Raw genomic sequence first — 25,466 nt, forward strand, 5'->3', positions numbered from 1 at the left:
ATTTTTGGGTATCTTACAGGGGGAACTCGAAGTTTGGCCGGGAGGAGCGAATCTATGAAAAAACAGCTGAACAGCCAATCCATCCTGCTGCTGGCGGTGAACGGTCTGTTCGTGCTTGCCGGCGCCTTGTCGGGCACGTTCCTGAACGTCTACATCTGGAAAGTGAAAGCGGATTTTAACCTGATTGCCTGGTTTACGTTCAGCCAGCAGCTGGCCTTGGGACTTGTCTTTTGGATTGCCGGGAAATGGGTGAAGGAACGCGACAAAATGATCTTTTTGCGGCTCGGCATTATCGTCTCGGGCATCTTCTATTTGCTGGTGCTGTGGACGGGCAAACATACGGTGGACTACATATGGCCGCTTGGTTTGTTGTTCGGAACCGGTTCGGGATTGTTCTGGCTGGCCTTTAATGTCGTGTATTTCGAGGTGACGGATGTCGAGACGCGGGACCGATTTAACGGCTGGGTGGGGATTCTCGGTTCGGTGATCGGGATCTTTGGCCCGTGGATCTCCGGCTGGCTGATCTCCATGAAACACGGCGAGGCCGGATACCGGCTGATTTTTACCATCTCGTTAATCGTGTATGGGGTAGGGATCTTACTCAGCTTCTGGCTGAAAAAAAGAAAAACGGGCGGGCCTTATCACTGGCTGGCTCCCGTGCAAATGCTGAAAAAGGGCAGCCCGTGGCGCCAGGCTGCGCCCGCTTCGGCCGCCCATGGTCTGCGCGAAGGCGTATTTTCGTTCCTGATCAATTTGCTGATCTTTATCAGCACTTCTGCGGAGTGGCGGATTGGGCAGTTTTCACTGATCACGTCCCTTGTCTCCCTAGTCAGCTTCTGGGCGGTAGGGAAGTGGCTGAAAATCCGCGCGCGTTACTACGGGATGTTGGTCGGGGCTTTGCTCATCACTGCGGTGATCATCCCGTTGCTCTGGAAGGTCAATTACGTCACCCTGATGATGATGGGGGTAGGGACGTCCTTGTTTTTGCCGCTTTACCTGATTCCCGTCATCTCTTCAGTGTTCGACCTGATTGGCAATAGTCCGGAAAGCGTGGAGCAGCGGGTGGAGCTGATCGTGCTTCGCGAGCTTAGCATTACGGTGGGGCGCTTGGGCGGAACGCTGTTGTTTATCGTGGTCTATTCCCTCATTCCGCGCATGTCAACGATCACCTGGCTGATGTTCGCCTTGGGGGCAACGCCGGTGCTGAGCTGGCTGGCCCTGCGCCGGCTGTTGAAGCGGGAGGCGGCCAAAGCCGCCTGATGCGTCTAACTCGGCGGAGTTGGCACGGGCTTCGAGGTTCGCGTCAAGTTGGGATGCGGCCCGATAAAGGGAAGGCCGTCCCGGGATTCTCCAAATACGGCCCCCCCCAGGCGTAACTGATGGACAGGTGCTCCTGTTCCGGAAACCGTTTGTGGATTTCTTCCAACAGGGCGAACATATCGTTCCTGGAGCGGGGCATACTATCGTAAGAAGGATCAGATGGATCAGAAGGATCATCCACCAGGAGGGAATGTTGATGTTGTACTCACAAATGCAGCCATTGTCGATGAAAGAACTGGATTATATCGCCGACTCCATCTCCAACGAGGAGATGCTCACGAAGCTTTGCGCAGCGGCAGCCGCCGTCTCGCAAAACTTTGAAATCGAACAGGCGATGCTGGAGCACATCCGTGCCCATGAGCATCATCTGCACCTGTTAACGGATGCGCTGCGTCAGCATCAAATGGCGGCTCCGGCTTCAACCCCAAATTAATTTTGCTTTCGAGGAGGAATATCCCGATGAATCAGACGGACATCCACGAGCTCTTACCCCAGAACGATTTGTTAAAATCGATTTTGGCCGATTTACGCCGTACTGTTCGAGAATATACGACCGCTACGACGGAGTCGTCCTGTCCGGCCATACGGCAGATGTTTACCGAGTTGACGAACAGCACCTTGCGATTGCAGGGAACGCTGTATGAACTGATGAAGCACCAAGGCATTTACTCAGCGCCGGCACCGGCACCGCGCCAATTGTTGGACAAGAAGCTGCAAGACGCAGAGAAAACCCAGCAGGAGCTGCGTCAGTTTACCGAACGGCGAACTTCCCGCTGGACGCCCCATGCCCATCAGGCTAACGTGGAGGAGCATCAACCTAATGTACTTCCGCCGTATTCGATCTAAATGCCTAACCGTCCTATCCAAGAGCTTACTTGGAGTGGACGGTTTTTCTATGCAGACGCCCAAAATTCATGTAATATAAGTATTAAATTTGTTCTGCAGACCGCTCAAATGAAGGGCTGCGGGGCATCGCTGGAGGATGAGGGATGAAACAACTAAGCGAATTAAAGCTCAAACTGCTGGACCTCCTCAAAGAGGACGCCCGCCGGGATGCGAACTTACTGGCGACGCTCGTCGGCTCAACGGCGGAGGAAGTGGCGCAAGCGATCCGTGAATTGGAGGAAGATCACGTGATCGTCAAATACGCGACCGTGGTGAATTCAAGTGCACTGGAAGACGAGAAGGTGACGGCGTTAATCGAAGTGCAAATTACACCCGAACGGGGACGCGGCTTCGATACGATCGCGGAGCGGGTATACCTGTTTCCCCAAGTCAAATCGGTATTTTTGATGTCCGGCGCATATGACCTGCTGGTGGAAGTCGAAGGCCGCAACTTGAAGGAAGTGGCGAGCTTTGTCTCCGACAAATTGTCCACCCTGGAGTCGGTGTTGTCGACGAAGACCCATTTTATTCTAAAAAAATACAAGCAAGACGGCATCATCTTCGAAGATCCCGAAGAAGACCGCCGTTTGTTGATATCTCCGTAAAGGAAGTAATGTTATGAGTATTCAATCACAGCGTGCTGAGCAATCGAGTAAAACGATGACATCGTATTTGGCTCCGCGGGTCCGCGAGATTCAACCCTCCGGCATCCGCCGCTTCTTCGATCTGGCTAGCGGAAGCAAGGATATTATCACGTTAGGCGTGGGCGAACCGGATTTTATCACCCCATGGCATGTCCGGGAAGCATGCGTTTACTCCCTAGAGCGCGGGTATACGAGCTATACGTCCAACGCGGGAACGCCTGAGCTTCGGGAAGCGATCGCTGAATATTTGTACACGAGTTATCAGGTGAAATACGACCCGAAAGACGAAATCCTCGTCACTGTGGGCGGCAGTGAGGCGATTGATCTGGCGCTGCGGGCGTTAATCGAACCGGGCGATGAGATTCTCGTCCCGGTGCCTTGCTATATCTCCTACTCGCCGATTGCCATGATCGGGGGAGGGGTGCCCGTCGAAATCGAGACTTACGCCAAGCACGATTTCAAGCTCCAGGCCGAAGACCTGAAAGCGAAGATTACGCCCAAATCCAAGGTTCTCATTTTAAATTATCCCAGCAATCCGACGGGCGGCATCATGACGTACGAAGATTGGCTGCCGATCGCCAAAATCGTCGAGGAGAACGATCTCATCGTCATTTCCGACGAGATTTATGCGGAGCTCACCTATGGGCAGAAGCACGTTAGCTTTGCTTCGATTCCGGGAATGAAGGACCGGACGATTCTGGTTAATGGGTTTTCCAAAGCGTTTGCGATGACCGGCTGGCGGATGGGTTATGCATGCGGACACCCGGACTTGATCTATGCCATGCTGAAAATTCACCAATATACGGTGATGTGCGCTCCGGTTATGGGGCAAGTGGCTGCGCTCGAGGCGCTGAAGAATGGGCTGGAGGAGAAAGACCAGATGGTTGAATCCTACAATCAGCGCCGCCGCTTGATCGTTCAGGGCTTGCGCGACATCGGCCTGGAATGTCACGAGCCACAAGGGGCGTTCTATGCGTTTCCTAGCATCGCGTCTACCGGACTCAGCTCGGAGGAATTCGCCCAACGCCTTCTGCTGGAGGCGAAGGTGGCGGCGGTTCCGGGGAATGTCTTTGGCGCCGGCGGGGAAGGGTTCTTACGTTGCTCCTATGCGACAGGAGTGAATCAGCTCAACGAGGCGTTAAATCGAATGGAGCAGTTCGTCCGTAAATTGAAGCAAGGCTGATTTTGCAAATTACTTAAGACCTACCTGAGAAGATGGAGTTAATGGGGTTAATTAACAATTCTTTCATTTTCTAATTGCTTTAATTTTAATGGACATGGTATAATTTGATTTTGGAAGAAGGTTTTAGTTTCTCAGGGAGGGATTTCTTTTGTGCGGTGAGTACAACGTGCCTTACAATAACGCTTTATTTACTGATGGCCGCGTCATGAGCCCGTGCATGGATCAAGAGGAACGGCCGCATTCACCGCAAGCCGTAACGCTGGAGGATGAAATTCACTTGCTTCGCAGCAAGATGGAACGGCTATTTCTGCAAGAAAAATCCTTTACATCGGACATCGTGATTGAAATCAGCAGCTTATTGGACCTGAAAATTAATGAATTCATGAAAACTATGAAAACCACTCCAAAATCCATTCGACGTTAACCTTGTTTGATCCTTGAAGTTGAAGGAGATCCGCCTTGCGGGTCTCCTTTTTGCGGTTCCAGCAGTTGCATGACCAGCCGGGCTGTGATTTATGGTAAGATGGTACGAGAGTATGTCACGGGGAGGAAAAACGAATGTCGATCTATACGCGTTCCGGCGACCAAGGGCTAACCACGGTCATCGGCGGTCGAGTAACAAAAGATGATGCGCAGGTTGAAGCCTACGGTTCGATCGATGAGCTGAATAGTTTCGTGGGACAAGCAGTCAGTTTATCGGACGAGGTGACGTTTGGCGATCTTCGTGAACAGCTGCTGGAGATCCAGCACGAGTTGTTTGATTGCGGCTCCGATCTCGCCTACGTCAAGCTGTCGGAAAGCCGCTACAAGGTGACGCCGGAGCTCGCACAGCGGCTTGAAGCATGGATTGATCGTTACGAAGCGGACAATCCGCCGCTTGAGAAGTTTATTTTGCCCGGGGGAACGCCGCTGGCTTCGGCCCTGCACGTTTGCCGGACTGTATGCCGGCGCGCCGAACGCCGCGTCGTTACGCTGAGCCGGGTCAAGGAGATTAATGCCGAGGTGCTGATCTATCTGAACCGGTTGTCGGACTATTTCTTTGCAGCGGCTCGCATGGCTAATCATCGCCAGCAGGTGGCAGATATCGAATACGTGCGGAGCGGGAAGGTGTTTGGCAAGAAGTGAGTTCCGAATATTATGATCCGATTGAATATCAAGTCCCTGCAGCGGAGGACGGTTGGACGGTCAAAAGCGTGCTCCAACGCCGGATGGGGATCTCCCGCAAGCTGCTGTCGCGGATTAAGCTGACCGAGCGCGGGGTGATGCTGAACGGGGAGCGGGTATACATCAGCGTCCCGGTGAAAGCCGGGGATACGGTGAGCGTCTCGCTGGAAAAGGAAACGTCAACCGACATCCTGCCGGAGCCGATACCGTTTGATATCGTCTACGAGGATGAGGCGCTGCTGATCGTCAATAAAGCGGCGGGATTGATCGTGCATCCGACGCATGGTCACTACACGGGGACGCTGGCCAACGGCGTCGTGTATTATTGGCAGGAGAAAGGCGAGAAATTCCGCTTCCGCCCCGTGCACCGGCTGGACCAGGAGACGAGCGGCTTGATCGCCATCGCCAAAAATGCCTACGTGCACCAGCATATTTCCGAGCAGTTGATCGCAGGTGAGGTCACCAAGAAATATACGGCGCTGGTGCACGGTTGTCCGGCGGTGCCGGAAGGAACGATCGACGGCCCGATCGACCGCGATCCTGCCGAACCTCACCGCCGGATTGTCACCCCGTCGGGCTATCCCGCGTTGACCTATTATAAGGTCGCGGAAGCCTACGGCGACGGGGCTCGGGTTGAGCTGCGTCTCGGTACAGGACGGACGCATCAGATCCGCGTGCATATGACGTCGATCGGCCACCCGCTAATCGGCGACAAGTTCTACGGAATGGCGGGGCTCGCGGAGCTGCCGGCACCTGCACGCGAACGAATCGCCCGCTTAGATGCGGCGATCGGGCGACAGGCGCTCCACGCCTCAGAGCTTGGCTTCCGCCATCCGCTTACCGGTGAGGCGCTGACCTTTAAGTCAGAGCTGCCAGAGGATATGCTCAAGCTGGAAGCGATGCTGCGTTGGGCGAGTTTTTAGGAAAGTGGTAAGGAGGAATAAGGAACGTGAGCAAACTGAAGGTTTATCATTATCCGCAATGCGGGACATGTAGAAGTGCAATTAAATCGCTGCAGGCCAAAGGGCATGAACTGGAGCTGCATCATATCAAGGAAACGCCGCCGAGTGCTGCCGAACTGGATAAGCTGGTGGAACTCAGCGGGTTGGAATTGAAGAAGTTTTTTAATACGAGCGGTGAGGTTTACAAGACAATGGGCTTAAAGGACAAGCTGGCGGGGATGTCGCGGGAGGAGCAGCTTCAGTTGCTGTCCTCGAACGGCATGCTGATCAAGCGCCCGATCGTGACGGACGGAAAGACCGTAACTGTCGGTTACAAGGAAGAAGCCTATGTACAGGCTTGGGGCCAATAAATTTGAACGAGAAGGGTGGCTTGGGTGAATCGTGGATTTGGCGCAAAGCAGTAAAAATACGATTCTGCTAGTGGACGGAATGGCGTTAATGTTCCGCGCCTATTACGCTTCGGCCGCAACCGGGTATATCCGGCGGACGAAAGCGGGCGTTCCGACCAATGCGGTGTACGGGTTTATGCGTTATTTTTGGGACGCGGTGCAGAAGTTTGGGCCGACGCATATCGCCTGCTGTTGGGATTTGGGCAGCAAGACGTTCCGGACGGAGCAGTTTGCCGATTACAAAGGAAATCGTGCGGACGCGCCAGAGGGTCTGATTCCGCAGTTCTCCATGATCCGCGAGGTGATGGACAGCTTGGGGATTCCGAACATCAGCTCACCGGGTTATGAGGCGGACGATTGCATCGGAACGCTGGCAGCTCGCTTTGGTCAGGAGATGGACGTGCTGGTGCTGACGGGCGATCACGATATGCTGCAGCTGGTCAGCGAGCGGACAAGCGTAATCATCATGAAAAAAGGCCACGGAAACTACATGGTGTATACGCCGGAGGCCTTGATGGAGGAGAAGCAATTAAGGCCTGAACAGATCGTGGACCTGAAGGGTTTGATGGGGGATACGAGCGACAACTATCCGGGCGTGCGCGGCATCGGCGAGAAAACCGCCTTGAAGCTCGTGCAGGAGCACGGCTCGGTGGAAGGCATCCTGGCCAATCTGGACCAGTTGTCCAAATCGGTCCGGGCCAAAATCGAAGCGGATCTCGACATGCTGCATCTCTCGCGGCAGCTGGCCAAGATCCGCTGTGACATTGAGCTGGAATGCGATGTAGAGACCTGCCGGTTTGAGCTGAATCCGGCGCAGGTAATCTCCAAGTTCGAGGAACTGGAGATGGCCAGCATCAGCGCCTGGATGGGTGTCGTTTAAAAGTGGCCATTAAGGTCAATGGAGTCCGTTACACCGAGAAATTGCCGGGAAATAGGTGAATAAGAGCAATACGGTCCATTACGCAGGTTGCTGTTTTTGCGGTTTTGCGTGCAACTTTAATCCGTGAAGTACGGTTCACCTAATACCTGGTACAGAAAGGTGCGCAGTTCGGTGCCTTCCTCCTCGCTCAGGTTATAAATATGTTCGAGGTACCCTTCCTCCTCCAGGTCGTCGGTGCCAAGAATGGCCGTACGGCCGTTGTGCAGGTCGGTGACCAGCTTCTTCCCATAGAAACGATTGGTCGTGGTGACCGCCAGGTCATAACGCTTCAGCGATCCGCCGATGAACGTGACGAACCGGGTCGAAGTGTTTTCGGTACTGTCGGACAGGAAATCAAGCTCTTGATGCGGGTCGCTCATCCTGTAATGCCTCCCTTATTTCGGAATGTCTCTAGTTATTATACCGGAAAACGGAAGACAATGGGAAAATGATTCCTATGCATTGACAGCTTGGTTGATTATGGTATTATTAGGGATAACAGGTTACGTTTGGAGGAAGCACCTCTTTTGCGAATTTCGCAGAAGAGGTGCTTTTTGTTTTGCGCAAAAAGATGAAATGACTCCTTCGTAGCTGAAAATTTTTCAAGGAGGGACAGGTTGATGCGGGTTGTATTTTTGAACAGTCTGGAGAAGAAGGACGGCGGGGCCATGATTCGGGGGGCCCAGGTGTGGATTGGAGAGGAGGACGGCGTTTGGCGGATGGGCTGGAATGAGGTGACAGCAGACAGTGAGCAGGAGGACCTTTGGTACGAAGGGGCTTCATGGTCGGAGATGCTTCATATTTACCGCCATCGATTGGCCGCCAAGCTAGGCGAGGGGTTTCGCCCCATAATGGAGGGAATCTGGGACGAGAAGGAAGCGTTAACCGGACGGGGGATGGCGGCGCAGAAGCTGTTTTGCTATAGCGAATTAAACAGCAATGAACCGGTATACAACGAGTTGACGGCCTGGCGTCGGAGAAAAGCTTCGTCTGAGCGCAAAGCGCCTTACTTAATTGCCAGCAATCGGTTGCTGCGGATGATCAGCGTATTTCTGCCGCAGACCGTGGATGAGCTGTTGCAGCTGCCGGGCGTTGGTGAGAACAAGGCCGGCGAATATGGCGCCGAGCTGTTGGAGATCACTCGGGCGGCCGAGCGGAAGCGCGGGTTCCCGCTGGATTGGGTCGAGCAGGAAATCGACGACGAGGTTTTCCGTACTTGGATGTATAAGCAGAAGGAAGTGAAATACCGGGCGGAAATGGAAAAGTTCAACGTCCGTCGAGCGGTGCTCGAAGCCTTGGCCGCAGGGCTTAAGGTAGAGGATATTTGCGCCCGTACGGGCATCGAGCGGCGGGATGCGGTGGAGCTGCTGGAAAGCTTGGAGAAGGAGGGCTACAACACCGAGGATTTGGTGAGTGCCGAACTTGAGGTCATGCCCGAAGCGGAGCAGCAGGCCGTATGGAAAGCTTACGAAGAGCTGGGGGACACGCTCCTGAAGCCGGTTCTGCAAAAGGTGTACGGGCCCGAAGCCAGTGAAGGCGGCAGCGGCAACCTCGATACGCTGTACGAGCGACTGCGCCTGATCCGCATCCGGTACCGCCGCCAGCGCGAGAACGCCCGGCACGCGGGTTGAGGCGGCAAGGGATGCTTTTGGGCAGTAAGGCGGTAAGTGTGGTAGTGCGGTAAGGGTAGTAAGTTGGGGGATGAGTGGTAAGTGCAGTAGTGCGGTAGTGACTGTTGGTGCTGTAAGAGTGGTACGTGTTGCTACTCGCAAGAGTCGCAAATGCAGCAGGTAATGAGGGAATTTCGAAGTGTTTGACCGCCGACGTCCGGATGAACTGTAAAAGTGCAGTTGATCCGGCCGAAAATGCCGCCAAAATGCATTTTAACTGTAAAAGTACAGTTCATTTCGGGAGATTTTGCGGAAAGCAGCCCATTTATCGAAAAAAGACTGCACTTTTGCAGTTAAGAGTCGATTTAGGGGGGGATCGCGGCAAAATAACTGCACTTTTGCAGTTCACGCTCGACTCGCCTAATTTAAACGGTCAGGGGGATTCAGGCGCACGTCCAACAAGGGGCTAGTGCAATACGTCTTGCCGTTCTCAAATGGCCAAAGCCGCAACTTAAACGGCGCATTATCAAGCGTCAGCCTAACGCCCGCGCACACACATCTCGCACCTTCAAAGGGTTAGGCTTCCTAGCAAACGTCTCGCCCAACCAAAAAGGCCAACGCGGATTCCAGCCCGTGTTGGCCTTACTGTCTATATCCAATCTCTCTTCCGGAAGATGTAGTACATGCCGAGGCCGAGCACGGCCATGATGCCAAGGACGATAAAGTAGCCGTACTTCGAATGGGTCTCCGGCATATAGTCGAAGTTCATCCCGTAGATCCCGGTGATCAGCGTCAGCGGGATGAAGATCGTCGTAATCGCGGTGAACACGCGCATGATTTCGTTGGCGCGGTTGGCGATGGCGGCCTGATAGGCCTCGCGTAAGTTGCCGACGAGCTCGCGGAACGTGTCGAAGTTCTCGGAGATCTTCACGGCGTTTTCGTAGATGTCGCTGAAGTATTTTTGCAGTTGGTCGTCGATCAGACGAAGGTCTTTCTTGTTCAAAATGTTGATGACTTCCTTCTGCGGACCCAGCACTTTCTTTAGCCACAAAATTTCACTTCGCAGCCCGATGATTTCGTTCAGGTGCGAACGTTTGGTATGCATCAGGATGTCTTCTTCCAGCTTCTCGATCTTCACTTCAATCCGATCGCCGACGGTGAAGTAGTTATCAACCACCAGGTCGACCAGCAGGTACAGGAACCGGTCGGGCTCGCTGACCTCTTGCTCCCACAGGATCGGCTTCACCGCACGCAGCTCGTTGATTTTCTGTTTAGTAACTGTAATGATATAATGCCGTCCCAAGAAAATGTTCAATGCACGCAGGAAAATTTCCTCGTCATCATACCGAATGCTGTTCACGACGATGAAATAGTGGTTGTCGTAGGTTTCGATCTTCGGACGTTGCTCTTCTTCGCTTAAGCAGTCCTCCACAGCCAGATCGTGCAGTGAAAATAAAGGCTGCAGCAGGGCAAGGTCATCCACGCCCGCGTCGATCCAATAGAAGCCTTCTTCCGGAGGGGTGGTTGTCAACTCCACGTCCTCTACGGGGGTAAATACGCCGGCTAGAACATGACGGATTTTCATATGCTTTCACTCCTTTCCCCGGGCCTGAAGGCCTGGGATGCTCTTGTTGCAGCATAGGAAAGGGACCAACCGCGGGTTCGCCCGGCAACGGTCAAAAAGGCGTTTATGCAAATACCGGGAAACGAAAGTGCCCTTTACGTTCCGCAGGCACCCAGCGGGTCGGTTTCCTATGCAATTGTTTGACCTGGGTGTTCCTCTGCGGACTCGGGTCGCCTTCCATTCTCGGTTTCACCTCGCTATGATCAGGTTACATGAATATGCGTCAAACCCTAGGCCCGTCTGGGCCTAAAGGCACTTGTCTAGTATAACGCCAGCGAATGAAATGTTTCAACCCAAAAGTATACTATGTGCACTGGATTCAAGCGGTCCATGAACACCGTGTGATTTTTCTCGCAGAGTTCTTGACGGAATACCATCGGATACTTTAAAGTGAATGTCAGGGAGTACGGGCGATGGCCCAGGCCCCCGAAAATAACTAAATACAGCGAAATCTTATCAAGAGCAGGTGGAGGGACTAGCCCGATGATACCCGGCAACCGGCGATGAAACCCATCGCAGCGGTGCTAATTCTTGCAGGACCGTCCGTTTCGAACGCTGGACGGCTTCTGAGAGATGAGAGAGGCGCATACCGAATACGTAATGACCTTTCTCCCCGTGAGAGAGGTCATTTTTGTATAAACGGCCCCTCGAAACGGATGATGAATTAAGGATGACGCTACGATTAAAGGAGTGAAACCACATGCCGATTAAAGTACCGGACCATTTACCGGCCAAGGACGTCTTGGCCAACGAAAACATCTTTGTGATGGATGAAAGCCGTGCATACCATCAGGACATTCGCCCGCTGCGGATCGCGATTCTGAACCTGATGCCAACCAAGGAAACGACGGAGACACAAATCTTACGTTTGCTGGGGAACACGCCGCTTCAGGTGGAAATCGTCCTGCTACATCCGAGCACGCATACCTCAAAAAATACGTCCGCAGAGCATCTGGAGATGTTCTACAAAACGTTTGGCGATATTCGTAATCGCCGCTTTGACGGCATGATCGTGACAGGGGCACCGGTCGAGCAGTTGGATTTTGAAGAAGTGAACTACTGGGAAGAGTTGAAGGAAATCTTCGAGTGGTCCAAAACCCATGTCACTTCGACCATGCACATCTGTTGGGCCTCGCAGGCCGGATTGTATTACCACTATGGCGTTCGTAAAGTTCCACTGGCGAAAAAGTGCTTTGGTGTCTTCTCCCACACGGTCAACGATCCGAAGGTAAAGCTGCTGCGTGGGTTTGATGAAGTGTTCCAAGTGCCGCATTCTCGTCATACGGACGTGGAACGCTCGGACATCGAACGGGTGCCGGAACTGCAGATTCTGGCGGAATCGGAGGAAGCCGGCATTTATTTGGTCGCCACCCGCGACGGTAAACAGATCTTCGTGACCGGGCACTCCGAATACGATCCGGATTCGCTCAAATGGGAATATGACCGGGATGTTGCCAAAGGCTTGGAAATCGATTTGCCGGTAAACTATTTCCCGAATAACGATCCGACTCGCACCCCGCGTTCTTCGTGGCGTGCCCATGCAAACTTATTATTTTCCAATTGGTTAAACTACTATGTGTATCAAGAAACACCGTACGATATCGATCAAACGGCCGATTTTGTATATGAGATCTAAAAGTGGAGGGATTGCAGGTGGGGGAGAGAAACAAGGAATGGCGCATCGAGAGTAGATTGGCACAAATCGGATCGGTCGAAGAACCGGTCACAGGCGCGGTAAATTATCCGATTTATCAAGCCACGGCGTTTCGGCATCCGCGTCTGGGGCAAAGCACGGGCTTCGATTATATCCGTACGAAAAGCCCTACCCGCAAAGTGCTGGAAGACGCAGCGGCCGCTCTGGAATCCGGCGATGCCGGGTTTGCCTGTAGCTCCGGGATGGCCGCGCTGCAGACGGTATTTACGTTATTTTCTCAAGGCGACCATCTCATCGTATCGTTGGATCTTTACGGAGGCACATACCGTTTGCTGGAGCGGATCATGTCCAAATTTGGCGTAACCGCATCTTATGTGGATACGAACGATTTGGATGCACTCGAACGTGTACGTCAAGAGAATACAAAGGCGGTTATTATTGAGACGCCAACCAATCCGCTGATGATGATCACCGATCTTGAAGCGGTATCGACATGGGCGCGGTCTCATGGCTTGCTGACGATCGTCGACAATACGCTGATGACGCCGTATTTCCAGCGGCCAATTGAGCTTGGTGCGGACATCGTTGTTCATAGCGCGACAAAATACTTGGGCGGCCATAACGATGTCCTGGCCGGTCTGATCATCACCAAAGGCGAGGAGCTGTCTCAGGAGATGGCGATCCTGCACAACTCGATTGGGGCGGTGCTCAGCCCGTCCGATTCTTATCAGCTGATGCGCGGAATGAAGACGCTGGCGCTGCGGATGGAGCGGCACGAAAGCAACGCGCTGGCGATCGCCAAATTCCTGCAGACACATCCACAGGTAGCCGAGGTATTCCACCCGGGATTGGAGGATCACCCAGGGTACGCGACGCAACGGAAGCAGTCGAGCGGCAATACGGGGATCTTCTCCTTCAAAGTAACGGATGCTCGGTACGTAGAGCCGGTGCTGCGCAATCTAAATCTGATTGCATTTGCCGAAAGTCTCGGCGGCGTGGAATCGCTGATGACGTATCCTGCAGTGCAGACGCATGCTGACATTCCGGAGGAGATCCGCAATGCGGTGGGCGTGGATGATCGGTTGCTGCGGTTCTCCGTTGGCATCGAGCACGTTGATGATTTGATTGCGGACCTGAGTAATGCACTGGAAGCGGCGCGGCAGGAAGTCGAAGGGGGACAAGGCGCATGAGCGGGCAGGAGAAACGGGAAAACAAATTTGAAACGAAGCTGATTCACTTCGGCAGCGAGGTGGACGAGGCTACCGGCGCGTCCAGTGTACCGATTTATCAGGCGTCGACGTTCCATCATCACGATATTTTTAATCCGCCGCAGCACGATTACAGCCGTTCCGGCAATCCGACGCGGCAGGCGCTGGAGGATTACATTGCGGTATTGGAAGGCGGGGTCCAAGGCTTCGCGTTTGCCAGCGGGATGGCCGCCATTTCCACAACGCTGATGCTGCTCTCGGCCGGCGATCATATTATCGTGACCGAAGATGTGTACGGCGGGACCTATCGTCTGCTGTCCAATATTTTAACCCGGATGAACATCGAAACGACGTTCGTCGATATGACGCAGCCGGAGCAGGTAAAGGCGGCTTTGAAAGCCAACACGAAAGCCGTCTATATGGAAACGCCGTCCAATCCTACGTTAAAAATCACCGATATCGCGGAAATCTCCGCGTGGGCGCGAGAAAATGGGTTGCTTAGCATCGTGGACAATACGTTTATGACGCCGTATTACCAGCGCCCGATTGAGCTGGGGACAGATATCGTCCTGCACAGCGCAACGAAATTCCTCGGCGGACACAGCGACGTGTTGGCCGGCCTGGCGGTGGCCCGGACGGAAGAATTGGCCCGTCAGCTGAAATATGTGCAGAACGGGCTGGGCACCGTCCTTGGCGCGCAGGATTCATGGCTGCTGATGCGCGGCATGAAGACGCTGGGGGCGCGGATGGCGCACAGCGAAGTGAGCGCGCGCAAGCTGGCCGACTGGCTGAGCCGCCGGAGCGACATCGCGGCCGTGTATTATCCTGGCTTGCCGGATCACCCCGGCCGCGAGGTTCAGGAGAAGCAATCCACCGGTTATGGCGCGGTGGTCTCCTTCGACGTTGGTTCAGGCGAGCGGGCCAAGCGGGTGCTGAATCGGGTGAAGCTGCCGCTCGTTGCGGTCAGCCTGGGTGCCGTCGAGAGCATCCTCTCTTACCCGGCGATGATGTCGCATGCCTCGATGCCGCCGGAAGTTCGCGGCGAGCGGGGCATTACCGACGGGCTGCTGCGTTTCTCCGTCGGGCTGGAGGACATCGACGATTTGCTTGCCGATTTGGACGAGGCGCTTGCAAATAGCTGAATAGGCTCGTGAACGGATAAAAAGGCCGCGGTATGCGGCCTTTTTGGCATTTTCCTCTGTATGTGTCAACGTTTCTTCGGCGTCTGCGCCGTGATTGGGTGCTGTTTTTCCTGGGCGGACTGTGTTACGATTGAATTAACATTTTAAATTTTCAGGTATCGCCTGGGATTCATTTATTTGTTCTAAGGAGGCAGTGATATGACTGCAATCGACGATATATTAAACAAAGCGCTGCAGGGCGGACGCCTGGATTTGGAGGATACGATCCGGTTGTTCGAATCTGACGAAGTGGAGAAGATCGGGCATACCGCCAACATTTTGATGGAGCGCAAGCATCCCGAACCGATCACGACGTTTGTGATCGGACGGAACATCAACTATACGAACATTTGTGACGTATATTGCCGGTTCTGTGCTTTTTACCGCCGGCCAGGTTCTGAGGAAGGGTATGTGCTTCCGGACGAAGTGATTTTTCAAAAAATCCAGGAAACGGTGGACGTAGGCGGCACAGAGATTCTGATGCAAGGTGGAACCAACCCGAATTTACCATTTAGCTATTATACGAACTTATTGAAGGCGATTAAAGAGCGGTTCCCGAACATCACGATGCACTCGTTCTCACCTGCGGAAATCATGAAGATGAAGGAAGTGTCCGATGGGCTTTCGCTGGAAGAGGTCTTGCGCGAAATCCATGCAGCAGGTCTTGATTCGCTGCCGGGCGGCGGAGCTGAAATTTTGGACGACCGGACACGCCGCAAAATCAGCCGCCTGAAAGGCTCCTGGAGAGACTGGATGGACGTAATGCAAACCGCCCATAAAATCGGAATGAACACGACGGCCACGATGGTCATCGGGTTTGGCGAGTCGATGGAAGAACGGGCGCTGCATCTGCTGCGCGTGCGGGAAGCACAGGATGAATGCATCCAGAACGGTTATCCGTCGGAAGGTTTCTTGGCCTTTATCCCTTGGACGTTCCAGCCGGACAACACGAACCTGAAAGCCGAACGGCAAACGCCGGAAGCCTATCTAAAAACGGTAGCGATTAGCCGAATTGTGTTGGATAACATCAAAAACCTGCAGTCCTCTTGGGTGACGATGGGTCCTGAAGTCGGCAAGCTGTCGCTGCAATACGGTTGTAACGACTTCGGCAGCACGATGATCGAGGAGAACGTTGTATCGTCCGCCGGTGCGACGCATAAAGTGAACATCGAATCGATCCTGTCGATCATTCGTTCCGCAGGCAAAGTTCCGGCTCAACGCAATACCAAATATGAGATTTTACGTGTGTTTGATGAAGAAGCTACGGTCGAACGCGATTTTATTATGCAAAACTAACTTGATTCTCCTATAAAATATTGCTGGCAGAACTGCCTTTCATTCCATGAACGGTTCCCGTATATCCGCTACCTTCCCACCATATACTTGGAGAAGGAAGCGGAAGGGGGCCAGATTCATGGATTTTTTTACTGTACGCGTCAATTGTGGTTCCGCCGAATCGGAGGAACGGTTCAAAGCTTTGATACAGGAGGCCGTCAGCAGCTTACATAACCGCGAGGTTCGGCTTAGCTTTCAAGCAGCCGAAGGCGGGATGCTGGAGGCGTTGCTTATCGGACGTCCAGACTCCAGCGGCGGGGGGCAAGCTGCTTGCGATCCACAACTGATCGACCTTTTGTCGCTTGGCATCGCAGAATACATCATCAGCGAGAAGGAAGAAGAGGTCGCCGCTCGAGTCATGAGACGGGATTACAGCTTCGAATCCCGCGAGGAAGCGCAGCAGGTTCATGACATGGTGGACCGGCTTCTGGCCGAAGAAGCTGTTACCGGCTGTGCCCGAGAGGAACGCAAAGCGTTGGTACAAGAAGCGCTACGCGAGTATTTGCAGTCTTCCTCCGACCTCCATCTGGAAGGGTTCGTCTGGTTTCGCCTCAAGGCTTACGAGGACAAGCTGCGCGAAATCGTAGATTATGCCGTCGACGAGTTTTTGCTCGACAAGCAGTATGAGGAATTCATTGGGCTGCTGCAGTATTTCGTGTATTTTCAGGAGCCTTTGACCCCGTTAGTTCATTTGATGCATAAGCACGATCATGAATTTGCGATTCTGAACGAGCAATTTACGCCGATTCGTGTGCCGGCTTCTGGCGGGGTTGTCGCGCGGATTGCCGATCAGGAGATGCAGATGGAGGACGTGATCGTCAGCACCTTGATCTCCCTGTCCCCGGACCGGATTTTGATTCATACCCAGGAACCTGATGCCCAGGTGATTACGACGATCTCGCGGATTTTTGGCGATCGGGTGGAAATCTGCTTGCTTTGCCCGCATTGCCAGCTGTTCCATCAGGAGACGCGGCGTCTAGATCAAGGGTAATGAAGAAGAGGTTTCTTGACGATCCGGGAAGTTCGCATTATAATTACTTCCATTAAGTGAACAACCTTAAATAGCGTGGACAAAGACATGAGCCAGAAGACTTGAACGGTACAGAGAGAGGGAACTTGGCTGGAATTCCCTTCGGATTCGCTTTTGGTTTACCCCTTTGTAGCTGTATTCCCGAACCTTCGTGAAGTAAGGAATACCGGTTCATTCCCGTTAACGAATGCCGAATTAAGGGCCGTTTCCGAGTTGTGATGCACGGGTGAGTGCTGCGGATTGGCCGAATGAGGGTGGAACCACGGGTATTTAACGCTCGTCCCTTTCCGGGACGGGCGTTTTTTGATTTGTCCGCTTCCGGTAAACAATCACATATTTTAGGGAGGAAATCAAGGTGGCAGTATCTGTTATTTTGCCGGACGGTTCGGTTCGGGAGTATGCGGAAGGCAGCAGTCTGGAGGATGTCGCTGCTTCGATCAGCAGCGGTTTGCGCAAAAATGCGCTGGCCGGAAAAATCAATGGCGTGGCGGTGGATTTAAACACGAAGCTGGTGGATGGCGCCAAAGTTGAGATCATTACTGGGGATTCCCAAGAAGGTCTGGAAATCATGCGTCACAGCAGCGCCCACTTGATGGCTCAAGCGGTGAAACGCTTGTTTGGCAACAAGGAAGTGAAGCTGGGGATCGGGCCGGTCATCGAAGACGGCTTCTACTATGACATGGACTTGGAGCATCCGCTTAATCCAGAGGACCTGCAAAAGATCGAAAAAGAAATGGAACGCATCATCGGTGAAAACCTGCCGATTACCCGCCGCGAGGTTAGCCGTGAAGAAGCGTTAGCGATCTATACGGAGCTGGATGATCCGTATAAGCTGGAGATCATTCGCGAATTGCCGGAAGGCAGCGTCATTTCGATTTATGATCAAGGCGAGTTCTTCGACCTGTGCCGCGGGCCGCACGTGCCTTCGACCGGGAAAATCAAAGTGTTTAAGCTGCTGAGCGTGGCTGGCGCGTACTGGCGCGGCAACAGCAACAACAAAATGCTGCAGCGGATTTACGGTACCGCGTTTATGAAGAAAGCGGACCTGGATCATCATCTGCACATGCTGGAAGAAGCGAAGAAACGCGACCACCGGAAGCTGGGGAAGGAACTCAACATCTTTACGTTCAACAACCTGGTCGGCCAAGGCTTGCCGATTTGGCTGCCGAAGGGAGCGACGGTTCGTCGGACGCTGGAGCGTTATATCGTTGATATCGAAGAAAGACTGGGTTACCAGCATGTATACACGCCGGTGCTGGGGAACGTGGATTTGTATAAAACATCGGGTCACTGGGAGCATTATCAAGAAGACATGTTCCCGAAAATGACGATCGATACGGAAGAATTTGTGCTTCGTCCGATGAACTGCCCGCATCACATGATGGTTTATAAGAGTGATATGCGCAGCTACCGGGACTTGCCGATCCGCATCGCCGAGCTGGGGATGCAGCATCGTTATGAGATGTCCGGCGCATTAACCGGGTTGCACCGTGTGCGTTCTATGACGCTGAATGACGCTCATATTTTCTGCCGTTTGGATCAAATCAAAGATGAATTTAAGCGCGTCCTGGATTTGATCAAACAGGTATACAACGATTTTGGGATTCATGAGTATCGGTTCCGGTTATCTTACCGTGATCCTCAAGATACGGAGAAGTACTACCAAAACGACGAGATGTGGAATACGGCGCAGCGGATGCTCCGCGAGGTTGTAGAGGAAGCCGGCTTGCCATTCTTTGAAGCAGAAGGCGAAGCGGCGTTCTACGGACCGAAGCTCGACGTGCAGATCAAAACGGCGCTTGGCAAGGAAGAAACGCTGTCGACTGTGCAAATCGACTTCCTGTTGCCAGAACGTTTTGAGCTGGAGTACGTTGGCGACGACGGCCAGAAGCATCGTCCGGTCGTGCTGCACCGCGGGATCCTCGGGACGATGGAACGTTTCACGGCCTTCCTGCTGGAGAACTTTGCAGGGAATCTGCCGCTCTGGCTCGCTCCGGTTCAAGCGAAGGTGCTTCCGGTGTCCAGCAACTTCGACGCTTATGCTCGTCAGGTCGAAGACAAGCTGCGGGCTGCCGGCATCCGCGCCGAAAGCGATCTGCGCAACGAGAAGCTCGGATATAAGATCCGCGAAGCTCAGCTTGAGAAGCTGCCGTACATGCTCGTCGTAGGCGAAAACGAGCAAAACGCCGGCACCGTTTCCGTCCGCAAACGCGGCCAAGGCGACCTTGGCGCCAAAGCGGTGGATGAAGTGATTGCTCAATTGCAGGAGGAAATCCGCAACCACGTGATTTAGTTCGTGTGCGTTTCGTCTGCACCGTCCGCTCGGGCGGATGAGCGGAGTAAATGTTGCACTTTTTACAACATTTTTGTGTGGGGGAAGGCCCAGTTGAATTAACCCAACCTCAAAAGCTCCAACTGCAAAAGTGCATTGCGTGATGTGCAAAATCCCGATTTCAAGGGGCCTGAAGTGTAAAAGTGCAATTCATTGAGGGAGTTTTTGGCTGAATCGGCGGTTTTGAGCGGAAATGAACTGTATTCATGATTCGACGTCGATCAAGCCTCTTCGGTAAAGCTTCGTGATGAAAAGCCAGGATGTATAGAATTGGGCGTATGTGGAAAACCTTTCGAATAAGGGGGAGGTTTTCTCATGCGCCAATTTCATTTCTGGCACAAGTTTAGTACACGCTGTTTGCTTGCAGGATTGCTTGTATTTACGATGGCGGCGGATCTGCCGGTTGGGGGCTTCCAGCCGCAAAGCATTTACGCGAACCGGCAATACCGGAATTACGCAGAATGGCTGGGGCTGAAGCAAACGCAGCAACTGCAAGCGGTAAGAACAACACGACAATACCAATATCAACGGGTCATCATGATGAACCCGGAACATAAACAGGCTCAACAGGCTCAGCCTGAGCGTAAGAAAAAAGCGGTGGAAACGGTCAAAGTGCTGGCAACCGGTTATACCGCCGGCTATGAATCCACCGGCAAGAAGCCCAACCATCCGCAATACGGCATCACGTATTCGGGCGTTCGGGTGCGGCGTGACAAAGATACCGTCTCGACGATTGCCGCCGACTTAAAGATTTTTCCGATTGGCACGATCCTTTATATTCCGGGGTATGGCTACGGGGTCGTTGCCGATAAAGGCTCCGCGATCCGCGGTCATAAAATCGACCTTTATTTTGATACCATCAAGCAGGTTTATAAGGAATGGGGCAAAAAAGAGGTTGAGGTCCAGGTGGTTCGCAAAGGAGACGGCAAGTTGACCGAAGAGATGCTGAAGGAGCTTGGCAAAGCGATGGAAGTGAACAAAGAAATTCCTGAAAATCTTTGGGACAAGGCGATTTAAGCTTCGCCACCCCTTCGCTTTTTCGCTCGCATAATTCATCTTCCCGGTTCGCATAATAAGGTTCGTGGTCCACGACGAGAGGGCTGCGAAAACGCCAACGACTCACGGAATCGGCGTATGCGAGAGGGAGGTGAGAATCATGGCAAATCAAAAGAAAGCCGCTTCTCCAGGTTACAAAACACCTAACGAGAAGTTTAATGAAGAATTTGCTGAAGAAAGCACAGCAACCGTTGCTCAGAAAGCGAAAGCTTCTCGCAATGCAACGACTTCAGTGAACAAACAACAATAATGATCGCGTAAAGCGAAAAGAGCGTCCCTTGAGGGACGCTTTTTACATATATTCCCTTTCCCCTCGGTCTTGGGACCGATCAAGCTTTCCATCCCGCGCCGCTGTTCATCACCTTACGCTTCAGGTAAACTGGCATTAGTAAGAGGCAGTCCATTGGAGGTAACGAGATGAGAAATGGCTTATTTGGAAGATTTATTGGAGGGATGGTGCTGATCGGTATCGGGGCAGTTTTTCTTCTGAATCAGTTCGGGGTGACCGATTTCAGCATCGGCGAAATGTTCGCGACATACTGGCCCTTGTTTCTGATTTTAGGAGGGTTGGTGAACTTAAGCAACGGCGGCTGGCGGGGCGGTAACTTTGTCGGCAGTGTCGTATTATTGCTGATCGGCGGGTATTTCCTGGGCCGCAATCTGAATTTAATTGACTTAAGTCCGGGCGACTTTTTCCGCTTCTTCTTTCCGGTGATGTTGATCATCGGCGGGTTGTTCGTCTTGTTCAAACCGCGTGATCCGCATCGGCGCAAACGGCGCGACGATTTTCCGCCGCCTCCGATGCCGCCGCTCGATCCTCCGCCACCAACGTTCCATCCGGAGATGGAGTCTCCGCTGGATTCGATTTTCGGATCGATGGAGAAGGAGAAAGAGAAGGAAGAAGCAGCTAAGCAGGAAAAACCGCGTTTTTCCCATCCTAATTTCGGGCACCACCATCATGAAGGTGGTTCAGGAGGCCATGGATCGGTCATCCAGAAATCCGGATTTATCGGTGATGTTCACTTGGGTCAGGATTATTTCCAGCTGAAGCCGATGAATATCTCCCATTTTATCGGCGATACGATCATTGATCTGACCAAGGCGCAAATTCCTTACGGGGAAACGAAAATTAATGTTTCGTCCTTCATCGGCGACGTGAAAGTGTTCATCCCCGACGATATGGACATCGGTATTGTGGCCACCTCCAGCGCGTTCATCGGCGATTTGAAAGTGCTGACGCAGAAGCAAGGCGGCTTCATGAGCAGCGTCACCGCCGAATCTCCGTATTACGGTGAAGCCAGCAAGCGGATTAAGCTGATTGTCAGCGTGTTTGTGGGCGACGTTAAAGTGAACATGGTAGGGTAACCCATGATTGTGCGGCGGATCTTGATGAATACGAAGTGGGAGCTGTTGTGTTATTTCTTGCTCACCGGCAGCCTGACGGCGGTTGCCTTCTATATCGGAACGACTACCGGGGTGATCGTGGTCAGCGATTCCTGGGTGTGGATTTACGATATGGCAGGCATCGCCGTTTTGGCGCTGATTATCGGCTATATCGCCGGTCGGCGCATCCAGGGGAAGATCGATCACTTACACCTGAACATGCTGCAAGTCGCCAAGGGGAACTTATCGGTGCGGATGCCGGAAACGGCGGACCAAACCTTTAACGGAGTGTACCAGGAATTTAACAACATGATTGATGCCATGGAGAAAAAAATGCAGCTGCTTCAACAGCTTGGCGAGCAAGAGGTTGTCGAGAAGGAGCAGGCAGCGGAAAAAGCGGTGCTGGAGGAACGCAGACGGCTGGCCCGCGATTTGCACGATACCGTCAGCCAGCAGCTCTTCGCCATTCATATGGCGGCTTCCTCTTTGCCAAAGGTGCTGGAGAATAACGCTACTCAGGCAGAAACGGTGCTGAATCAGCTGATCCAGATGTCGAATACGGCGCAAAAGCAGATGCGGGCACTCATCGCTCAGTTACGTCCGATGGAGCTGGTTGGCAAATCGTTGGCCGAGGCGCTCGATCAGTGGTTTCCCGACTATTGCCGGCAAAACGGACTCAAAGGGATTAAGGATATGGACATCCAGGGAGATATGTCGGAAGCGAAAGAGCATCAGCTGTTCCTCATCATCCAGGAAGCGATGGCGAATATCGTGAAGCATGCCGGGGCTAGTATGGTCAGCTTGTCGTTGCGAGAAGGTCCGCGTCAAGTGGTGTTGAGCATCAGCGATGACGGACAAGGCTTCAGCAGCACGTATCAGAAGCAGGGCTCCTACGGGCTAACGACGATGAAGGAACGGGCGGAGAAGCTTGGCGGCAATGCGGAAATCATTAGCAAGCCGGGGGCAGGAACAACGATACGGGTGCATATTCCGAAGTTTGAGGAAGGGAAAGGGGGAGCCGCGGATGAGCAAAATCAAGGTGATGATCGTCGATGATCATGACATGGTACGGATGGGGTTAAAGACGTATTTGATGCAAGACCCGGGATTCGAGGTGATCGCCGAGGCCGGAGATGGTCGTGAGGCGGTAGAGTTATTGGAGCGAGGACTTCGGGAGGGGCAGCCCGACATCATTCTGATGGATTTGATGATGCCGGGCATGAACGGAGCAGAAGCAACCAAGGAAGTGCGGAGCCGGTTTCCGGATATGAAAATCGTGATCCTCACCAGCTTCTTGGAGGATGATCTCGTCGTGCAGGCGGTTGAAGCCGGTGCGGTCAGCTATGTGCTGAAGACGGTCTCAGCCGAGGAGCTGATTTACGCGCTGCAAGGGGCATACCGCGGGATGCCGGTGATGACGGGCGAAGTGGCCCAGGCGCTCACGCGCGGCCTCCGTCAGCGAACCGTACAAGGGGATGACTCGGGGATGACCGAGCGGGAGAAGGAAGTGCTGCTGTTAATCGCCGAGGGAAAAAGCAACAAGGACATCGCCGAGGAGCTGCATATCAGCATTAAAACGGTCAAAACCCACGTCAGCAACCTGCTGATGAAATGCGAGCTGGAGGACCGCACGCAGCTAGCAATCTATGCCCACCGGCAAGGATGGGTAGGGCATTCATAGATTTATCATCATATCGGTAAAATGAGGCGTTATCCATACGTTGGGACCGCCTTTAACGGAAATAGCGCCTGATGGGGCGCTATTTTTGATGCTTCGGCACGGCTCGGTTAGATCTCGAAAATGGCTTTAGATCAGCAATTCTAGCTTTTATCTCCTTTTTAATTGTTTTTAATGTATGTTTAAGGTTTCTGGTACAGAATAAAAATCAAGAAACAAGAAAAACAAGTTACCCCTGAACCACTCGGGGGAAGGAGGTCAATGAATATGGATGATCAAAGAAATAAATCGGGCCAACCTTTTGAAGACGATGCCAACGCCAATGCAAATGAACCTAAGCGTCAAGAATCTTCGGAGTCGAGCTCTTCCTATTATTATTCTTACGGACCTTTTCAATCCTATGGAAAAAACAACGAGGAATCCGGCCAAGCAACCGGCTACTCGCAAAGCCAACCTCAAGAAGTAGAAGTGACGAGACCGCAGCCGCTGAAACCTTATCCTTCTTCCTATGAAATGATTCGCAGCTCAGCTGAACCAACGAACGGTTCCAATGGAGACGGACGCAGCAGCTTGCCGGCAGCCAAGAGTGTGAACTGGCAATACAACAGCAAACCGCAGCGTAAATCCTCCGTTCGTTCGGTAATCGCCGGTGTATTGGCCGGCATGCTGATTATGACCGGCGCGATGTTTTATGCGGACCGCGCGAACCTGTTTACGCCGGATCAAGCCGCATCTTCTTCGGTGCCGGCATCGAGCAACGCATCCAATAGCAGTGGTACTACTGAATCGTCCGGCAAGGCAACCACTGCATTGTACCCGGTAACGGATTCCGGTGAGGTGACGAAAGTCGTGAATCAAGCTGGGCCGGCCGTTGTTAAAATCGAAACGTTAACCGATGCCAGCAAGCAAAGAAGCAGCAACCCGTACAGCAACGATCCATTCTACCGTTACTTCTTTGGCGATGACTTCTTTGGCTCTGGCGGCAATGGCAGCAACAACGGCAGCGGCGGCTCCTCCTCCGGCTCGAGCCAACTGGTGCCGACGGGGATCGGATCCGGATTTATTTTCGATAAAACGGGCTACATCTTAACGAATGAACACGTTGTGCATAACGCCGACGTTGTGCAGGTCACGGTCCAAGGCACAGATAAGCCTTATGAGGCCAAAGTGCTTGGCACCAGCTATGAGCTTGACTTGGCCGTTCTGAAAATCGACGGCGACAGCAACTTCCCGTCGATTCCGCTGGGCAACTCGGACAACACGCAGGTTGGGGAATGGCTGGTAGCGATCGGGAACCCGCAAGGCTTTGACCATACGGTGACGGCCGGGGTGCTGAGTGCGAAGGAACGCGACATCACGATCGCCGGGGAAAACGGTGAGAAGGACCGCGAGTACGAGCATTTGCTGCAAACCGACGCTTCGATTAACCCCGGGAACTCCGGCGGTCCGCTCTTGAACCTGAACGGTGAAGTGATCGGGATTAACGTTGCTGTAAGCTCGGATGCGCAGGGCATTGGTTTTGCGATCCCGACCAGCACAGTTACCGAAGTGTTGGATAAGCTGAAAAACAACGAGAAAATTCCACAAAAACCGGTACCATTCATCGGCGCGACTTTGATGACGATGACCGAGGAAGTTGCGAAGCAAATGCAAACCGACGTGAAAGAAGGCTCTATTGTTACGGACATCGTGTTCAAATCGCCGGCTTATAACGCTGATCTTCGGCCGTACGATATTATAGTCGGGGCTAACGGTACCAAATATGCTACCAAAGAGAAATTGATTGAGTTCATTCAGAAACAGCAGGTCGGTGCGAAAGTGACGTTGAACGTCGTACGTAACGGCAAGAACATTGACCTTGAGGTTACGATTGGCGATAAAAACGAGTTTACCAACGTAAACTAATTCG

25 protein-coding genes and 1 riboswitch are annotated in these 25,466 nt (G+C 53.0%); of the genes, 23 read left to right on the forward strand and 2 right to left on the reverse strand.

Features of this window, described 5'->3' with window-relative positions:
* The first annotated feature begins 54 nt into the window (after nt 1-54).
* The 10 genes from M3G15_RS12050 to M3G15_RS12095 all read left to right on the forward strand — a co-directional run bounded on the left by M3G15_RS12050 (nt 55) and on the right by M3G15_RS12095 (nt 7,427).
* A complete protein-coding gene (locus M3G15_RS12050; RefSeq protein WP_036646433.1) occupies nt 55-1,260 on the forward strand; it encodes an MFS transporter in 1,206 nt (401 codons plus the stop codon).
* Nucleotides 1,261-1,516: 256 nt separating this feature from the next.
* A complete protein-coding gene (locus M3G15_RS12055) occupies nt 1,517-1,753 on the forward strand; it encodes a hypothetical protein (RefSeq protein ID WP_260071053.1) in 237 nt (78 codons plus the stop codon).
* A 26-nt stretch (nt 1,754-1,779) separates the two neighbouring features.
* Nucleotides 1,780-2,166, forward strand: a complete 387-nt coding sequence (locus tag M3G15_RS12060) for a spore coat protein (protein WP_009226691.1) — start codon at nt 1,780-1,782, stop codon at nt 2,164-2,166.
* A gap of 143 nt (nt 2,167-2,309) precedes the next feature.
* Nucleotides 2,310-2,810 (forward strand): Lrp/AsnC family transcriptional regulator, encoded by a 501-nt coding sequence (locus M3G15_RS12065; RefSeq protein WP_009226690.1) that lies wholly within the window; start codon nt 2,310-2,312, stop codon nt 2,808-2,810.
* Nucleotides 2,811-2,823: 13 nt separating this feature from the next.
* Complete coding sequence (locus tag M3G15_RS12070; RefSeq protein ID WP_009226689.1) at nt 2,824-4,032, forward strand: aminotransferase class I/II-fold pyridoxal phosphate-dependent enzyme; 1,209 nt, start codon at nt 2,824-2,826, stop codon at nt 4,030-4,032.
* 205 nt (nt 4,033-4,237) lie between these two features.
* Complete coding sequence (locus M3G15_RS12075) at nt 4,238-4,456, forward strand: aspartyl-phosphate phosphatase Spo0E family protein (protein ID WP_260071065.1); 219 nt, start codon at nt 4,238-4,240, stop codon at nt 4,454-4,456.
* A 134-nt stretch (nt 4,457-4,590) separates the two neighbouring features.
* Entirely contained in the window at nt 4,591-5,157 is a 567-nt protein-coding gene (locus M3G15_RS12080; RefSeq protein ID WP_260071054.1) for a cob(I)yrinic acid a,c-diamide adenosyltransferase, read from the forward strand.
* Nucleotides 5,154-6,119: an RluA family pseudouridine synthase gene (locus tag M3G15_RS12085; RefSeq protein WP_260071055.1), complete on the forward strand. Its 966-nt coding sequence runs from the start codon at nt 5,154-5,156 to the stop codon at nt 6,117-6,119. Before M3G15_RS12080 ends, M3G15_RS12085 begins: the two co-directional genes overlap by 4 nt.
* 26 nt (nt 6,120-6,145) lie before the next feature.
* Nucleotides 6,146-6,508: an arsenate reductase family protein gene (locus M3G15_RS12090; protein ID WP_009226685.1), complete on the forward strand. Its 363-nt coding sequence runs from the start codon at nt 6,146-6,148 to the stop codon at nt 6,506-6,508.
* A gap of 37 nt (nt 6,509-6,545) precedes the next feature.
* A complete protein-coding gene (locus tag M3G15_RS12095) occupies nt 6,546-7,427 on the forward strand; it encodes a 5'-3' exonuclease (RefSeq protein ID WP_260071066.1) in 882 nt (293 codons plus the stop codon).
* Nucleotides 7,428-7,543: 116 nt separating this feature from the next.
* Here M3G15_RS12095 and M3G15_RS12100 read toward each other — a convergent pair whose 3' ends face one another.
* Nucleotides 7,544-7,846 (reverse strand): DUF3055 domain-containing protein, encoded by a 303-nt coding sequence (locus M3G15_RS12100; RefSeq protein ID WP_016312948.1) that lies wholly within the window; start codon nt 7,844-7,846, stop codon nt 7,544-7,546.
* A 240-nt stretch (nt 7,847-8,086) separates the two neighbouring features.
* Between M3G15_RS12100 and M3G15_RS12105 the strand changes: the two genes are divergently transcribed.
* Nucleotides 8,087-9,097 (forward strand): HRDC domain-containing protein, encoded by a 1,011-nt coding sequence (locus M3G15_RS12105; RefSeq protein ID WP_260071056.1) that lies wholly within the window; start codon nt 8,087-8,089, stop codon nt 9,095-9,097.
* A gap of 628 nt (nt 9,098-9,725) precedes the next feature.
* On the opposite strand, the gene corA is transcribed toward M3G15_RS12105, so the two are convergent.
* Nucleotides 9,726-10,661, reverse strand: coding sequence for a magnesium/cobalt transporter CorA (gene corA, locus M3G15_RS12110; RefSeq protein ID WP_009226681.1), 936 nt, complete (start codon nt 10,659-10,661; stop codon nt 9,726-9,728).
* Between the two features lie 489 nt (nt 10,662-11,150).
* Nucleotides 11,151-11,280: riboswitch (SAM riboswitch) on the forward strand.
* Nucleotides 11,281-11,400: 120 nt separating this feature from the next.
* Between corA and metA the strand changes: the two genes are divergently transcribed.
* From metA to M3G15_RS12170, 12 genes are all read left to right on the forward strand, one after another.
* Complete coding sequence (gene metA, locus M3G15_RS12115) at nt 11,401-12,336, forward strand: homoserine O-acetyltransferase MetA (RefSeq protein WP_009226680.1); 936 nt, start codon at nt 11,401-11,403, stop codon at nt 12,334-12,336.
* 17 nt (nt 12,337-12,353) lie between these two features.
* Nucleotides 12,354-13,544, forward strand: a complete 1,191-nt coding sequence (locus M3G15_RS12120; protein WP_260071057.1) for an aminotransferase class I/II-fold pyridoxal phosphate-dependent enzyme — start codon at nt 12,354-12,356, stop codon at nt 13,542-13,544.
* The gene (locus M3G15_RS12125) at nt 13,541-14,704 is read left to right on the forward strand and encodes a trans-sulfuration enzyme family protein (RefSeq protein WP_009226678.1); all 1,164 of its coding nucleotides are present in this window, start codon (nt 13,541-13,543) and stop codon (nt 14,702-14,704) included. Before M3G15_RS12120 ends, M3G15_RS12125 begins: the two co-directional genes overlap by 4 nt.
* Nucleotides 14,705-14,902: 198 nt before the next feature.
* Nucleotides 14,903-16,039, forward strand: coding sequence for a cyclic dehypoxanthinyl futalosine synthase (gene mqnC, locus M3G15_RS12130; protein ID WP_009227031.1), 1,137 nt, complete (start codon nt 14,903-14,905; stop codon nt 16,037-16,039).
* A 118-nt stretch (nt 16,040-16,157) separates the two neighbouring features.
* Entirely contained in the window at nt 16,158-17,069 is a 912-nt protein-coding gene (locus M3G15_RS12135) for a putative sporulation protein YtxC (protein ID WP_009227030.1), read from the forward strand.
* 394 nt (nt 17,070-17,463) lie between these two features.
* Complete coding sequence (gene thrS, locus M3G15_RS12140; RefSeq protein ID WP_260071058.1) at nt 17,464-19,401, forward strand: threonine--tRNA ligase; 1,938 nt, start codon at nt 17,464-17,466, stop codon at nt 19,399-19,401.
* A gap of 354 nt (nt 19,402-19,755) precedes the next feature.
* Nucleotides 19,756-20,457: a 3D domain-containing protein gene (locus tag M3G15_RS12145; protein WP_009227028.1), complete on the forward strand. Its 702-nt coding sequence runs from the start codon at nt 19,756-19,758 to the stop codon at nt 20,455-20,457.
* A 139-nt stretch (nt 20,458-20,596) separates the two neighbouring features.
* On the forward strand, nt 20,597-20,746 hold the full coding sequence (locus M3G15_RS12150) for a hypothetical protein (protein WP_198136242.1): 150 nt from the start codon (nt 20,597-20,599) through the stop codon (nt 20,744-20,746).
* Between the two features lie 167 nt (nt 20,747-20,913).
* Nucleotides 20,914-21,861 (forward strand): cell wall-active antibiotics response protein LiaF, encoded by a 948-nt coding sequence (gene liaF / locus M3G15_RS12155; protein WP_009227027.1) that lies wholly within the window; start codon nt 20,914-20,916, stop codon nt 21,859-21,861.
* A gap of 3 nt (nt 21,862-21,864) precedes the next feature.
* Nucleotides 21,865-22,935: a sensor histidine kinase gene (locus M3G15_RS12160; RefSeq protein WP_009227026.1), complete on the forward strand. Its 1,071-nt coding sequence runs from the start codon at nt 21,865-21,867 to the stop codon at nt 22,933-22,935.
* Entirely contained in the window at nt 22,904-23,560 is a 657-nt protein-coding gene (locus tag M3G15_RS12165; protein WP_036646657.1) for a response regulator, read from the forward strand. The genes M3G15_RS12160 and M3G15_RS12165 overlap by 32 nt, the downstream gene beginning before the upstream one ends.
* 264 nt (nt 23,561-23,824) lie before the next feature.
* Nucleotides 23,825-25,462, forward strand: a complete 1,638-nt coding sequence (locus M3G15_RS12170; RefSeq protein ID WP_260071059.1) for a S1C family serine protease — start codon at nt 23,825-23,827, stop codon at nt 25,460-25,462.
* The last annotated feature ends 4 nt before the right edge of the window (nt 25,463-25,466 follow it).

The organism is Paenibacillus sp. p3-SID1389 (genome assembly GCF_025151705.1).
Lineage (GTDB): Bacteria > Bacillota > Bacilli > Paenibacillales > Paenibacillaceae > Fontibacillus > Fontibacillus phoenicis.